Source organism: Microbacterium sediminicola (assembly GCF_039531125.1).
GTDB classification, from domain to species: Bacteria; Actinomycetota; Actinomycetes; order Actinomycetales; family Microbacteriaceae; genus Microbacterium; species Microbacterium sediminicola.
On record NZ_BAAAPL010000001.1, the window covers coordinates 801,571 to 814,608 of the forward strand.

At 66.7% G+C, this 13,038-nt stretch carries 15 protein-coding genes and 1 tRNA gene; 8 read left to right on the forward strand and 8 right to left on the reverse strand.

Annotated features, from left to right (window positions below):
* On the forward strand, nt 1-183 hold the full coding sequence (locus ABD206_RS03700) for a hypothetical protein (RefSeq protein ID WP_344069436.1): 183 nt from the start codon (nt 1-3) through the stop codon (nt 181-183).
* 45 nt (nt 184-228) lie between these two features.
* Here the strand turns inward: ABD206_RS03700 and def are convergent, their stop codons facing one another.
* Nucleotides 229-795 (reverse strand): peptide deformylase, encoded by a 567-nt coding sequence (def, locus tag ABD206_RS03705; RefSeq protein WP_344069439.1) that lies wholly within the window; start codon nt 793-795, stop codon nt 229-231.
* 68 nt (nt 796-863) lie between these two features.
* Here def and ABD206_RS03710 point away from each other — a divergent pair, with 68 nt between their 5' ends.
* The 3 genes from ABD206_RS03710 (at nt 864) to ABD206_RS03720 (ending at nt 2,410) form a co-directional block, all read left to right on the forward strand.
* Nucleotides 864-1,856 carry a DMT family transporter gene (locus tag ABD206_RS03710; RefSeq protein ID WP_344071406.1) on the forward strand — a complete coding sequence of 331 codons (993 nt, stop codon included), beginning with the start codon at nt 864-866 and terminating at the stop codon, nt 1,854-1,856.
* A 14-nt stretch (nt 1,857-1,870) separates the two neighbouring features.
* A tRNA-Ile gene (locus ABD206_RS03715) sits at nt 1,871-1,944 on the forward strand.
* 73 nt (nt 1,945-2,017) lie between these two features.
* Nucleotides 2,018-2,410: an HsmA family protein gene (locus ABD206_RS03720; protein ID WP_344069442.1), complete on the forward strand. Its 393-nt coding sequence runs from the start codon at nt 2,018-2,020 to the stop codon at nt 2,408-2,410.
* Nucleotides 2,411-2,413: 3 nt separating this feature from the next.
* Here the strand turns inward: ABD206_RS03720 and ABD206_RS03725 are convergent, their stop codons facing one another.
* Together ABD206_RS03725 and ABD206_RS03730 are read right to left on the reverse strand one after the other, a co-directional pair.
* Nucleotides 2,414-3,091, reverse strand: coding sequence for a response regulator (locus ABD206_RS03725; protein WP_344069445.1), 678 nt, complete (start codon nt 3,089-3,091; stop codon nt 2,414-2,416).
* Complete coding sequence (locus ABD206_RS03730; RefSeq protein ID WP_344069448.1) at nt 3,088-4,221, reverse strand: sensor histidine kinase; 1,134 nt, start codon at nt 4,219-4,221, stop codon at nt 3,088-3,090. The genes ABD206_RS03725 and ABD206_RS03730 overlap by 4 nt, the downstream gene beginning before the upstream one ends.
* A 159-nt stretch (nt 4,222-4,380) precedes the next feature.
* Between ABD206_RS03730 and ABD206_RS03735 the strand changes: the two genes are divergently transcribed.
* From ABD206_RS03735 to ABD206_RS03745, 3 genes are read left to right on the forward strand one after another with little or no spacing between them, the layout of a single operon-like run.
* Nucleotides 4,381-5,073: an ABC transporter ATP-binding protein gene (locus ABD206_RS03735; protein WP_344069451.1), complete on the forward strand. Its 693-nt coding sequence runs from the start codon at nt 4,381-4,383 to the stop codon at nt 5,071-5,073.
* Nucleotides 5,070-6,371 carry an ABC transporter permease gene (locus tag ABD206_RS03740; RefSeq protein WP_344069454.1) on the forward strand — a complete coding sequence of 434 codons (1,302 nt, stop codon included), beginning with the start codon at nt 5,070-5,072 and terminating at the stop codon, nt 6,369-6,371. Before ABD206_RS03735 ends, ABD206_RS03740 begins: the two co-directional genes overlap by 4 nt.
* Nucleotides 6,368-6,982 carry a hypothetical protein gene (locus ABD206_RS03745; RefSeq protein WP_344069457.1) on the forward strand — a complete coding sequence of 205 codons (615 nt, stop codon included), beginning with the start codon at nt 6,368-6,370 and terminating at the stop codon, nt 6,980-6,982. The genes ABD206_RS03740 and ABD206_RS03745 overlap by 4 nt, the downstream gene beginning before the upstream one ends.
* A 16-nt stretch (nt 6,983-6,998) precedes the next feature.
* On the opposite strand, the gene ABD206_RS03750 is transcribed toward ABD206_RS03745, so the two are convergent.
* Complete coding sequence (locus ABD206_RS03750) at nt 6,999-8,696, reverse strand: hypothetical protein (protein ID WP_425561154.1); 1,698 nt, start codon at nt 8,694-8,696, stop codon at nt 6,999-7,001.
* Between the two features lie 144 nt (nt 8,697-8,840).
* Between ABD206_RS03750 and ABD206_RS03755 the strand changes: the two genes are divergently transcribed.
* Nucleotides 8,841-9,344, forward strand: coding sequence for a DUF3145 domain-containing protein (locus tag ABD206_RS03755; protein ID WP_344069460.1), 504 nt, complete (start codon nt 8,841-8,843; stop codon nt 9,342-9,344).
* Between the two features lie 165 nt (nt 9,345-9,509).
* On the opposite strand, the gene ABD206_RS03760 is transcribed toward ABD206_RS03755, so the two are convergent.
* The 4 genes from ABD206_RS03760 to ABD206_RS03775 all read right to left on the reverse strand — a co-directional run bounded on the left by ABD206_RS03760 (nt 9,510) and on the right by ABD206_RS03775 (nt 13,037).
* Entirely contained in the window at nt 9,510-10,748 is a 1,239-nt protein-coding gene (locus tag ABD206_RS03760; RefSeq protein ID WP_344069463.1) for a beta-ketoacyl-[acyl-carrier-protein] synthase family protein, read from the reverse strand.
* Nucleotides 10,749-10,801: 53 nt separating this feature from the next.
* Nucleotides 10,802-11,050, reverse strand: a complete 249-nt coding sequence (locus tag ABD206_RS03765; RefSeq protein ID WP_344069466.1) for an acyl carrier protein — start codon at nt 11,048-11,050, stop codon at nt 10,802-10,804.
* A gap of 68 nt (nt 11,051-11,118) precedes the next feature.
* The gene (locus tag ABD206_RS03770; RefSeq protein WP_344069468.1) at nt 11,119-12,120 is read right to left on the reverse strand and encodes a beta-ketoacyl-ACP synthase III; all 1,002 of its coding nucleotides are present in this window, start codon (nt 12,118-12,120) and stop codon (nt 11,119-11,121) included.
* Nucleotides 12,117-13,037 (reverse strand): ACP S-malonyltransferase, encoded by a 921-nt coding sequence (locus ABD206_RS03775; protein ID WP_344069470.1) that lies wholly within the window; start codon nt 13,035-13,037, stop codon nt 12,117-12,119. Before ABD206_RS03775 ends, ABD206_RS03770 begins: the two co-directional genes overlap by 4 nt.
* Nucleotide 13,038 lies beyond the last annotated feature (1 nt).

The window sequence follows — 13,038 nt, forward strand, 5'->3', positions numbered from 1 at the left end:
ATGGCGCTGAAGACTCTGCAGGGCGGTCACCGCGAGCGGCGGACGACCATCGCGGTCTGGGCCGCGTCACTTGTCATCCTCGCGGCGAGCGTCGGCTGGGCATTTCACGTCGAGTACGCGGTCCCCAACGCGTGCACCTACGATCCGCCGCCCGAGAACGCGCAGTACATCCACTGCGACTGAGTGCCAGCGTCGTGCCACTGAGGCGCAGCGGCTGTCGATCCTGTCTCAGGCGTCGATGTCGTCGACCCCCGGCATCCATGAGACGCCCGGGACGCCCCAGCCCTGTTTTCGGACGATCTTCTGCGCGATCCGCGCATCCCGCTCGCCGAGACGGTCGACATACAGGATGCCGTTGAGGTGGTCGAACTCGTGCTGCAGGATGCGCGCACGCCATCCCTCGACGTCGATCTCGACGGGTTCTCCGTCGAGATCGATGCCCGTGATCCGCGCGCGGTCTGCGCGGCGGAGCGCAAAGCGCTCACCCGGGAACGAGAGACAGCCCTCCGCCTCGTCGTCGGGATCGGGGACGCCGGGTTCGGGTGGGGTGAGCCACAGCTCGGGGTTGATGATCACACCGCGCCAGGGGAGACCCTCGTCGTCGGCGTAGCTGTAGGTGAAGATCCGCAAGCCCACGCCCACTTGCGGGGCGGCGAGCCCGACGCCCGGTGCGGCATCCATCGTCTCGTACATGTCGGCGACGAGGCGACGGATGTCGTCGGTGATCTCCGCGACGGGTGTTGCGGGCGCGTGGAGCACCGGGTCACCCGTGACACGGATGGGGAGCACTGTCATGCGACAAGCCTATGTACCAGCGGGGGATAGGCCGCGCGAGCGGATAGGGTCGGAGGGTGTTCTTCCTGATGTCGGCGGCGAGCGTCACCGACCAGTTCACCGATGCGTTCCGCGACCCGGCGATCCTCACGGGTATCCCGATGGCGGTGCTCGGCGCGATCTTCATGTCGCTCGGCGCGCAGTATCAGCACCGCGGCGTGCAGAAGGTGGAGCGTGTCACCGGGCGCTCCGGCGGTACCGGGCTGGATCTCCACCACCTGCTGAACCTGCTGAAGCGCCCGTCCTGGCTCAGCGGTACGCTCATGCTCGCACTGGCGATCGTCTGCCAGCTCGCCGCGCTCTCGGTGGCGCCGCTGATCCTGGTGCAACCGCTCGGCGCCATTTCCCTCGTGATCACCACGCTGCTGAACGCCCGCGTGAGCGGTCACGCGCCGACCAGACAGTCGATCCGCGCGATCGTCGCCGCTGTGGGTGGCATCTTCATCTTCGTGACGATCGCCGCATTCTTCGCCACGGAGCGTCCCGTCACCCAGACGCAGATCATCATCATCCTGGGGCTTCTGGGCGTGACGATCGTCGCGTTCGCGGTGCTGTGGGTGCTCCTGCGCTCCCGGTCGATGGCGCTGCTCTACATCGTCGCCTCGGGCGTGCTCTACGGATTCGTCGCGACCCTCGCCAAGGTCGTCCTCAGCCGCATCCGCGACAACAACTTCGACTGGCTCACGCTGCTCTCCATGGCGGCTCTCATCGCTGCGGTCCTCGTCGGTGCCTACTTCGTCCAGACGGCGTACTCGCTCGGGCCGCCCGACCTCGTGATTGCCGGTCTCACCGTCATCGACCCGATCATCGCGGTGGTCATCGGACTGACGGTGCTGCAGGAAGCGGAGAAAGCACCGTTCTGGGCCTTCATCGGGTTTGCGGCGGCCGGTGCCCTGGCGGTCTACGGCGTGATCAGTCTTGCGCGCAATCATCCTCAGATCATCAGCGACAGCCAGGAGCTGCCGATCGTGCGAGGAAGCGACGCAGAGGACGAGGACGGCGAAGAGAAGCCGTCCCAGTAGGCTTGATCCCGCAGGGGGCGGTGGCCAAGCTGGTCAAGGCAGCGGGCTCATAACCCGACGATCGTGGGTTCAAGTCCCACCCGCCCTACCGAGACGTTCTGGTCACAGGGTCCAGGGCTTCGCCTGGCGCTGGCGATTGCCGCGCAGGTACGCTCACGACCATGCTGACCTTTGCCATCGTGAGCATCACACTCGCCCTTGTCTTCTATTCGATCGGCGTCTGGGCTGAGCGCATCCAGCACACCCTGAAATGGTGGCACTCAGGATTCTTCGCCCTGGGTCTTGCAGCTGACACCACGGGAACGCTCCTGATGTCCTCGATCGCGGCGGATCGGCGTGCACAGGGCATCGAGGCAGGCCCGCTGGACACGGTGATGGCGGTGACAGGACTCATCGCCATCGTGCTCATGGCTGTGCATCTCGTGTGGGCGGTTGTCGTGCTCGTTCGCAATCGGACGAGGGAGAAGCAGGTCTTCCACCGCTTCAGCATCGCAGTGTGGGTGATCTGGCTCGTGCCCTACATCGCGGGCGCCGCCACCGCGATGATCGGGTAACGGCTACCGGTGGTGTCCCGGAACGACGATCCCCGCCTCATAGGACCAGACAACGAGCTGGGCCCGGTCACGGGCGCCGAGCTTGGTCATGATGCGGTTGACATGTGTCTTCGCCGTGGCGGGGGAAATCCAGAGATCCGCTGCGATCTCGTCGTTCGAGCGTCCCGTCGCCACGAGCGCAAGCACTTCAGCCTCGCGCGGCGTCAGCTGCGTGAGCAGAGAACGGTCCGCGCGGGTGCGGCCGGGCGGAGGGCTTGCGTCGAGGTAGCGTCCGATGAGTGAGCGTGTCGCGGTCGGTGAGAGAAGTGCATCGCCGCTGTGCGTGACCCGCACCGCGCGGACGATCTCGTCGGGTTCAGAACCTTTGCCGATGAAGCCGCTCGCGCCGGCGCGAAGCGCCGCCACGAGATAGTCGTCTTCCTCGAAAGTCGTGAGAATCAGCACGCGCGTTCCCGCCAGGGCCGGGTCGTCACAGATCGCGGTCGTCGCGGCGATTCCATCAAGGACAGGCATGCGAATGTCCATCACCACGACATCGACCGCGGCGGCCTGGACAGCAGCGACTGCTGCCGCACCGTCGTCCACGTCGGCGACGATCTCGAAGTCAGGTTGAGCTTCCAAGAGCGCTCGCACGGCCGAACGGATGAGCGATTGGTCATCCGCGATCACGATGCGGATCATGAAGGCTCCTCTTCCCGAGGCAGTCGCGCGTGGACGCGGAAGAGCTGATCGCGCAACGAAACCTCCAGTGTGCCGCCGACCTGTTCGACGCGCTCCCGCATGCCGACCAGACCGAGTGCGATGGATCCGTCGGGAGACGAGTGCTCGTGCGCGGGGTTGGTCACCACGATGTCGATCTCCCTGTCAGTGAAGTGCAGAGCCACATCGGCCTGGCCCGAAGTGCCGTGCTTGTGCGCGTTCGTGAGTGCCTCCTGCACGACGGTGTACGCGACCGGGCCGGCTGCCGCCTGCGAGGGCGGCACCCCCACGCTGCGCACCCGTACCGTCAGCCCCGCGGCGCGGAAGCGCTCGATGAGTGCGGGGATCTCATCGACGCCAGGCCGGATCGACTCGCCTTCCCGGAGGGATGTCAGGAGTTCGCCGATCTCGCTGAGCACCTGGCGCGATGCCGAGCGGATCGTGACCAGCGCCTCCCGCGCAAGCTGCGGGCGGGAGTCCAGCGCCGACGTGGCGACACCGGCGTTGAGGCTGATGACGGCGATCTGATGCGCGACGGCGTCGTGCAGATCGCGTGCGACCCGCAGACGGTCCTCTGCGACTCGCCGGGATGCCTCGGCCTCACGCGTGCGCTCGGCTCGTTCCGCGCGCGCGGTGACCGCCTCGACAAACACGCGCCGTGTGCGGACGGCGCTGCCGAGGGCCGCAGCGAATGCAAGGGTCGCCGCAAGTTGGAAGATCGCGAACCAGACGTACACGCCGCCGACGAAGGAGACCGGGACGATCATGACCCCGGTCGTGACTGCGGTCGCGAGGACCGTCATCCGTCGTTCGTTGGCGACCGCAACGGCGTAGATCGCGAATCCCGTGGGGATCGGCGCCAGCAGTGTCGCGGTGGAGGTGCCCACCAGGAGGACGTAGCACGCGGCGCTGACGCCGAGTACGACGAGCGGCGCGCGGCGCCGCGCGAGCATGAAGAGCGCGGGGAGGAGAGCGACGATCCACTCCCAGGGGGCTCGCTCGCTCACCTCGGTGCCGGGTCGCACCATCCCCGCGAGCGCGACGACGAGGACCACGACAACGTCCATCACCCACGCGGGCGTGTGGAGTCGCGGCGGCGGGGTGACGGTCACCCGTCCATCTTCTCTCGCGGGCGTGTGCTGCGCCCAGAAGCGACCGGGGTACGCGCATACCGCGGTCGCGGTATCTGTGAAGCGCGCTCAGGAGCTGACGACGTCGACATGCACGCAGCGAATGCTGGAAGCACGATACGGACACCGAAGGAGACACCCATGCAAGCGCCGGCACTCGCGGCTCGCGACCTCTCCCGCACCTACGGGCGCGGCTCCACACGTTTCGACGCTCTCCGGGGTGTCAGCCTGGACGTCGCCGACGGGGAGACTCTCGCCATCGTCGGGAAATCGGGATCCGGGAAGTCGACCCTCATGCACGTGCTCGCGCTCCTGGATCGACCCACCGCCGGCACCGTGGAGGTCGCGGGTATCGATACGGCACGGCTCAGTGGGCGTTCCCTCAACCGCACGCGCAATGAGGTGTTCGGCTTCGTGTTCCAGCAGTTCTTCCTCACCCCGAACCAGACGGTGCTCGAAAATGTGGCGCTTCCGCTGACGATCCGAGGGGTCGGTCGCAAGCAACGTCGTCAGCGCGCGATGGCGGCGCTGGACCAGCTCGACATGGCCGACAAGGCCGGAAACCGCGCGGTCGACCTGTCCGGCGGGCAGAAGCAGCGGGTCGCGATCGCTCGTGCACTCGTGAGTGAGCCGCGCATCCTCATGGCGGATGAGCCGACGGGCAACCTTGACTCCGCGACCGGGGCGACGGTCGAAGACATCCTGTTCGGTCTCAACCGCGATCGCGGGATCACGCTGATCGTCGTCACCCATGACGACGAACTCGCGTCTCGTTGTGATCGACGCGTGCGTATCCGCGACGGTGTTGTCGCCGATGAGGAGGTGGCGGCATGAGGGCGGTCGATCTCATCGTCACGGCGATCCGCAGCACCTTCCGTTCCATGACACGGACGATCCTGACGATCCTCGCTATCTTCGTCGGAGCGTTCACACTCACACTCACGACGGGGTTGGGGACCGGGATCAACGCCTATATCGACGACACGGTCGCCAGTCTCGGCGCGAATGACGTCATGTCGGTGACCAAACCCACAGAGGACGCCTCGCTCGGGACAGGGCCCCGCGAGTACGTCCCCGATGCGACGACGACCAACGGGCGCGGGAACAGCGTCACGACCATCGAGTACATGGACCAGAGCGACCTCGACACTCTCAGTGAAATCGACGGCGTCGTCGCGGTCGAAGGTGTTGCGCAGATCAGCGCCGACTTCATCGCCGTCGGTGAGGGCATCCCCTACGTCGTCGGAGTCACACCGCTCGTCGACGGACAATCCCTGCAACTTGCGGCGGGGGAGCAGCCCGATGACGCGAGCGAAGGGTTCGAGGTGGTCATTCCCGTCACCTACGTGGATCCGCTCGGGTTCGACGGTGCCGCCGGCGCCATCGGTGCGTCGGTTGACCTCGGCCTGACCGACGGCAACGGAGATCAACAGGTCATCTCTGCCACGGTGGTCGGCGTGGCCGAAGAGACGTTTTCGCTCTCCGGCACCGGCAACATCTCACCCAATGAGGCGCTCGAGCAAGCCCTCGTCGACGTGCAGTCGGTCGGAGTGCCCGACGAGGACCTCGGGACATTCGCACAGGTCAATCTGTGGGTTCCTGCGGACTGGTCGGACGATGAGATCGCTGCGTTGGAAGACGAACTCGCCGATCTCGGATACGAGGGAACGACGGTCGCTGAACAGCTCGGTGCGTTCACCGATGTGATCGATGGCATTGTGCTCATCCTGAACGGATTCGCGGTGATTGCATTGCTCGCTGCGGGCTTCGGGATCGTGAACACGCTGCTCATGTCCGTACAGGAACGTACCCGCGAGATCGGACTCATGAAAGCGATGGGAATGGGGTCGGGGCGCGTGTTCACCTTGTTCAGCCTTGAAGCCACGTTCATCGGGTTCCTCGGCAGTGCGATCGGAGTCCTGATCGGAATGGTCGCGGGCAGCATCGCCAGCCGGGTCCTGGGGCGTACCGTCCTGTCGGGGTTGCCTGGACTGCAGCTGATCGCGTTCGATCCTCTCGCGATCGCGACGATCATCGTCGTGGTGATGGTGATCGCATTCCTCGCTGGCACCATACCGGCGCTGCGCGCCGCGCGGCAGGACCCGGTGACCTCGTTGAGGTACGAGGGATGAGTGACACGGCCTCACCTCGCCGTCCTCATCGTGTCCCGCGGTGGATGATCGTGCTCGTCGTCGCTCTCGTCGCGCTCATCGCGGTTGCGACGGCGGCGGAGTTGGCGGTGCGCTCCCGATTCGCCGAACGGCTGCGAGACGTCGCACCGACGGGTGCGACGGTCGAGCTCGCCGGGTCGGTCGTGTGGGGATATCTCACGGGCGCAATCGCCGTGCGGGCCACCATCGATGAGGCGGCGCTGTCGGAGCAGATCGACATCCGTTCCGCGGGCGTCGTCCAAGATGTGTGGATCGAAGACGGGATCCACTTCTCGACGACGTACGACAGCCCCATCGGAGCGCTTCCGGTCGACATTCATATCCACCCCGCAATCGTGGATGGAGCTGTGACGATGGATGTCGTTGCCGTGACGGTGCAGGGTGTTCCCGTCGAGGTGGACTCGTGGGGCGCAGGATCACTTCCCGACAGTCTGGTCACGGACGTCACGCCCGCGTGTGTTGAGCTCGCATCGATCACGACGGTCGATGGGGAGCTGATCGTAACGGGCGAGATCCCTACTCGTCTCGCCGATGCACAGGGCTGCGGCGTCGGAGGTGGTCGACGCGGGTGAGCGCGGGTGCTCGATGTCAGCAGTGCGTTGGGGCACCGCCGCCGCCGGGCGGGGTGCCCTGGATCTCGCCCCAGGCATACCCGCTGACGGTCTTGCCGTCCAGTGTGCCGCTGTACTCGAACAACCCCTCGTACACGGCTCTCGTCTCGTGGTTCACGGTGAAGCAGAGTTCCTGATTCTGGGCGACGGCGGTGAAGGTGAGGTCCGCAGCGGGCTCTGTGGATGAGGCATCCAGTTGCACACTGTAGCTGAGCTCATAGACGTACCCGCTTGCCGGCGAGGTCCATGTGCTGGACGGGATGGCGGTGATGTGGATGGCGCCCTGCGGCCAGTTCGCCGTCGGCTCCAGAGTTCCATTCGTCGATTGCGTGGAACCTGCGCCCGCGCGCATCGCATAGTAGAGATCCCCGACGTCGTCCTGGTGTGTCCGGGCGATCAACATGCCCTCGGTGCTGTCGGGGAGCTGAACGGAGAATTCGGTCCAGCTGTACCCGTGCTCGAGGATGTATTTCGCCGACTCGTTGTAGGTCTCAGTGAGGTTGTCGAAGAAGAGGTTTCCTTCGGTGCCGTGTGCGACGTACGAAGAGCCGACAGTGATGGACCACTCCTCGACCTCGACGAGCGGCATCGAGTAGTAGTGCGAGCCCTGCCCGGTCATGGGAGCGTTCGTTGCGGCGAGGTAGGCGCCGATGTCGCCGCCATAGGTGGTCATGATCGGCGTCCGCTGGTCTGGCTTGTGAATGCCGTCGATCGACGATCCGTCGAACATCCAGAGCGGGAAGAATCCGTTGGGTCCGTAGCCCCACTGGATCATTCCGGTATGGTCCTTCGCGCGGATGGTGAGCTGCGCCGGCTGTGCTGTGCTGGAGCCCGGCACTTCGACCTTCACCGCAACGGTGAGCTCGTACTCGGCGCCCACGCCGCCGATCCTGCCCGACAGCACCTTCATCTCGATCGTCTGCGTCGGTGCGGTCGCAGAGTCCGCCACGTTGATGGCCCAGGGCTGGTAGTCGATCGAGACAGGGACGGTCACGCCGGCGACACCGTAGATGCCGCCGAACATCGGCCCTTCGCCTAGCGAGAGGCGGTTGAAGATCAAGCCGCCCTCTTCTGCCGTGAACGGCAGACGGATGTGGTCGTACTCGACGGGGTTGCCCTGCGACATCAGCGCGATCGAGTTGACGTTGCCGTCGTCGTCGGTGAGGTGTCCGAAGAACTCATACGACTGCGAGTCGTACTGCGGCAGGCCGGTGGACAGATAGGCGCGGAATCCCGTGCAGGTAGCTCCCTGCGCCAATGCCGTCTTGGAGTATGCCGCGATGGAGCCGAAGTCGGCGGCTGGGATGCCGGGATCGGTGTTGCTGGTCGTGCAGGCGGCCGGCACCACCGGTGTGGGTGTCGGGCTCGGCGTGGGGGTGCTGGTCGGCGTCGGGGTGGGAGTGTTGCCGCCCGAATTCGAGCCACCGCCGTTCGAGCCACCGCCGTTCGATCCGCCGCCATTGGTGCCCGGGGTTGTCGAGGTCGGCAGCGGCGTCGGCGTCGGCGACACCGTGGCCGTGGGTGTTGCTGTCGGGGAAGCGGTACGCGACGCAGACGGCTGCGGTGACACGCTGCTCGTCGGATCGGCCGTGGGCGCACCCGCCACGCATCCGGTGAGCGTGGCGGCGACGACCACGGCGAGAGCGGACACGGTCAACGGGCGGGACATCGGCACGTCAGAAGTCTTTCACAGCTGCAAACCACAGCCTTGTCATTCGGGTGTGCGCTGGGCGATAATAGCGGCGACAAGTTCAGAATCGCCATTGGGTGATCCGGTGAGGTCGTAGGGGAAGACGCACCTCACGAAACGGAGACGACCATGGCAGCAAGCATGACGCGCGGCGTGATTTTCATTCACTCCGCGCCGCGCGCGTTGTGCCCCCACCTCGAGTGGGCGGTGGGTCGCGCCCTCGGTCGAGGAGTGAACTTCGAGTGGGCCGACCAGCCGGTACTTCCTGGCAGCCGCCGCGCCGAATTCTACTGGACGGGTCCGGTCGGCACGGCGGCCGCGATCGCATCAGGACTGCATGGGTGGGACCATCTGCGGTTCGAAGTGACCGAGGATGCCACGGCCGGCTCCGACGGCGGCCGCTGGATGCATACGCCCGAGCTTGGCATCCATCATGCCCAGACCGACACAGCCGGTTCGATCGTCGTGAGCGAGCACCTTGTCCGCACCGCCCTGGAGCGCGGGGCACTGGATCCGGCAGAGATGCAGCGAGAGCTGGTACTCGCGCTGGGTGCGGCGTGGGATGACGAGCTGGAACCTTTCCGTCACGCGAGCGACGACGCCGCCGTGGTGTGGCTGCACAAGGTTGGCTGAGAGACCGGTCGGCTGAGAGATGTGGATGCGCGGCCGGCGTGCGTAACGGGGGCGGGATGATCATCCCCGACTCTGAGAGAGCGTAGGCTGCCCATCTGATACGAAGAGAGGCCCCGGAGTGATCCGGGGCCTCTCTTCTGTGCGCGGGATGAACTGCTCGGGATGTCAGACCGTGGTGAAGGCGGCGACGGCGTTGTGACCGCCGAAGCCGAACGAGTTGCTGATCGCGACCTGGTCACCGGCACCGAGCTGGATGGGGTCACCGGAGACACGCAGAGGGATCTCCGGGTCCTGGGTCGAGATGTTGATCGTGGGGGGAGCGAGCCGGTTGTGCAGCGCCTGGACCGTGAAGACCGCCTCCAGCGCACCCGTCCCGCCCAGGAGGTGTCCGGTGGAGGCCTTCGTCGCGGAGACAGGGATCTCGTGCACGCGATCGCCGAAGACCGACAGCAGGGCCTTGTACTCGGCGATGTCGCCCGTGGGAGTCGACGTCGCGTGGGCGTTGATGTGGGTGACGTCAGCGACCGAGACATCCGCCTGGGCAAGGGCATCGCGAACAGCGCGCGAGGCACCCAGGCCTTCGGGCTCGGGAGCGGTGATGTGGTACGAGTCCGCAGTGACGGCACCGCCGACGATCGCCGCGTAGATGCGCGCGCCGCGAGCGCGAGCGTGCTCCTCGGTCTCGAGGACGAGGGCTGCCGCGCCTTCGCCCATCACGAATCCGTCACGGTCGACGCTGTACGGGCGGGACGCGGTCGCAGGATCGTCGTTGCGGCGTGAGAGCGCCTGCATCGAAGCGAAGGCTGCGATCGTGATCGGGTGGATGACGGACTCGGTGCCACCGGCGATCACGACATCGGCGAGACCCAGGCGGATGTGCTCGACGGCGTTGACGATGGACTCCGTGCTCGAGGCGCAGGCCGACGCGACGGTGCGCGCGTAGGCGCGAGCCTCCAGATGCATTGAGATGGCAGCGGCGGGCGCGTTCGGCATGAGCATGGGGACCGACATCGGCATGACCCGGCGCGGGCCCTTCTCGCGCAGCGTGTCCCAGCCGTCGAGCAGCGTCCAGATGCCGCCGATGCCGGTGGCGAAATCGACGCCGAGGCGCTCGGGATCGACCTCGGGAGAGCCGGCATCCGCCCACGCCTCGCGTGCGGCGACCAGGGCGAACTGCGCCGAAGGGTCGAGTCGCTTGGCCTCGGGGCGCGCGAGCACGGTGTCGGGGCGGACAAGTCCCTGTGCGGCGAAGGTGACGGGCAGGTCGTACTTCTCGACCCACTCCTCCTCCAGCGCCCGCGTTCCGGACTGCCCGGCCAGCAGGGCGTCCCAGGTCTCGGAGGCCGTGCCGCCCAGCGGGGTGGAGGCGCCGATGCCGGTGACGACGATGCGTGAAGTGCTCATGTCTGGATCCTCAGTGTGAACCGGTGGGGGCTGAGCCCCCACCGGGAAGGGAGTTACTCCTGGTTCGACGTGATGAACGTGACCGCGTCGCCGACGGTCTTGAGGTTCTTGACCTCGTCGTCCGGGATCGTCACGCCGAACTTCTCCTCGGCGTTGACGACGATGGTCATCATCGAGATCGAGTCGATGTCGAGGTCGTCGGTGAACGACTTCTCGAGCGCGACCTCGTCGGCCGAGATGCCGGTCTCGTCGGTGATGAGCTCAGCCAGTCCAGCGAGGACTTCTTCGGTGGTCAGTGCCATGGTGTCTCCTTGTTCTCGTGACCGCGGCCGATCGGCCGTGTTCAGTCTAGGGTTGGGGTTCGTTCGTCTCAGGGAAGTACGACGACCTGCGCGCCGTACACGAGACCGGCGCCGAAGCCGATCTGCAGAGCGAGTCCGCCGCTGAGATCCGGGTGCTCGGTGAGCAGGCGGTGTGTGGCCAGCGGAATGGACGCGGCAGAGGTGTTGCCGGTCGTCTCGATGTCCCGACCGATCACGACAGATTCGGGGAGACCGAGCTGCTTGGCGAATTCGTCGATGATGCGCATGTTCGCCTGGTGCGGGATGAAGGCGGCGAGATCGGATGCCTCCACGCCGGCCTCTGCCAATGCCTGACGGGCGACCTTGACCATTTCCCAGACGGCCCAGCGGAACACGGTCGGGCCCTCCTGGCGGAGAGTGGGCCAGGGGGACGCGCCGTCGCGGAATTCCACGAGGGTGTGGTTCATGCCCACGGCGTCTGCCTTCGACCCATCCGAGCCCCAGACGGTCGGGCCGATGCCCGGCGTGTCCGATGGGCCGATGACGGCGGCGCCGGCGCCATCGCCGAGAAGGAACGAGATCGACCGGTCCGTGGGATCGACGATGTCGCTGAGCTTCTCGGTGCCGACGACGACGGCGTAGTGGGCGACACCGGCACGGATCAGCGCATCGGCTTGCGCGACGCCGTAGGCGAAGCCGGCGCAGGCGGCGTTGACGTCGTAGGCGGCGGCCGGGTTTGCGCCGATGCGGTCGGCGACGATCGCCGACACGGACGGTGTCTGTTTCGGATTGGAGATCGTTGCGACGATGACGGCGTCGATCAGGTCGGGGGTGATGCCAGACGTCGCGACGGCTTCGGCCGCGGCGTGTGCGGCGAGATCGACCGCCGTGGTGTCGGAGACGGCCCGCACACGTGTCACGATGCCGGTGCGTTGACGGATCCACTCATCGCTGGAGTCGATGGGACCGACCAGATCATCGTTCGGAACGACGTTCTCCCCGCGCGCCGCACCGTAGGCGTAGATGCGGGTGTGCGCGACTCCCTGCGTCTGGACGAGGGTCGGGCTCATGCTCGCTCTCCTGTCAGGAGGTGATCGGCTGCGGAAAAGTCGTCGGGCGTCTTGATCGCGACGCTCGGCACACCGCGGAGCGCGCGCTTGGCGAGTCCCACGAGCGTGCCGGCCGGGGCGAACTCGACGATCCCGGCCACACCGGCCTCGGCGAAGGCCGCCATGCACGAGTCCCACCGCACCGGCGACGCCACCTGATCGACAGCGAGATCGAGGGCACCAGAACCGGAGGTGACGACAGATCCATCGCGATTGGTCCAGAGCGTGCGCTGGGGGTCGGAAGCGGTACGGGTCGCGGCCGCCGTCCGGAGCGTCTCGACGGCGGGGGCCATGAAGCGGGTGTGGAACGCGCCGGCGACCGACAGCGGGATGACGCGGGTGCCCGCCGGGGGAGAGGCCGCGAAGGCGGCGATGTTCTCGGTGGCGCCGGCAGCGACGATCTGACCGCCGCCATTGAAGTTCGCGGGTGTGAGGTCGTGCTCGGCGAGCGCTGCCAGCACGAGGTCCTGATCTCCGCCGATGACAGCGCTCATGCCGGTCTGAACGGCGGCGGCGGCATCCGCCATCGCGCGGCCCCGGATGCCGACCAGACGGAGCGCGTCTTCCGTCGAGAGCACGCCCGCGGCGGCGAGGGCCGCGAATTCACCGACGGAGTGTCCTGCGACGCCGTCGATCACTCCGGTGCTGTGCCCGGCGAAGAGCTCCCAGGAAAGGAGGGAGGCGGCCACGATGAGCGGCTGAGCGATGCGCGTGTCGCGGATCGTGTCCGCATCCGACACGGTGCCCGCCTCGAGCAGGTCAACCTCTGACCACTCCGAGAACTGCGCGAGGCGCTCGCGCGCGCCGTCGATCTCAAGCCACGGCTCGAGGAATCCAGGTGTTTGCGAGCCCTGGCCGGGAAAGACGCCGATCATCACC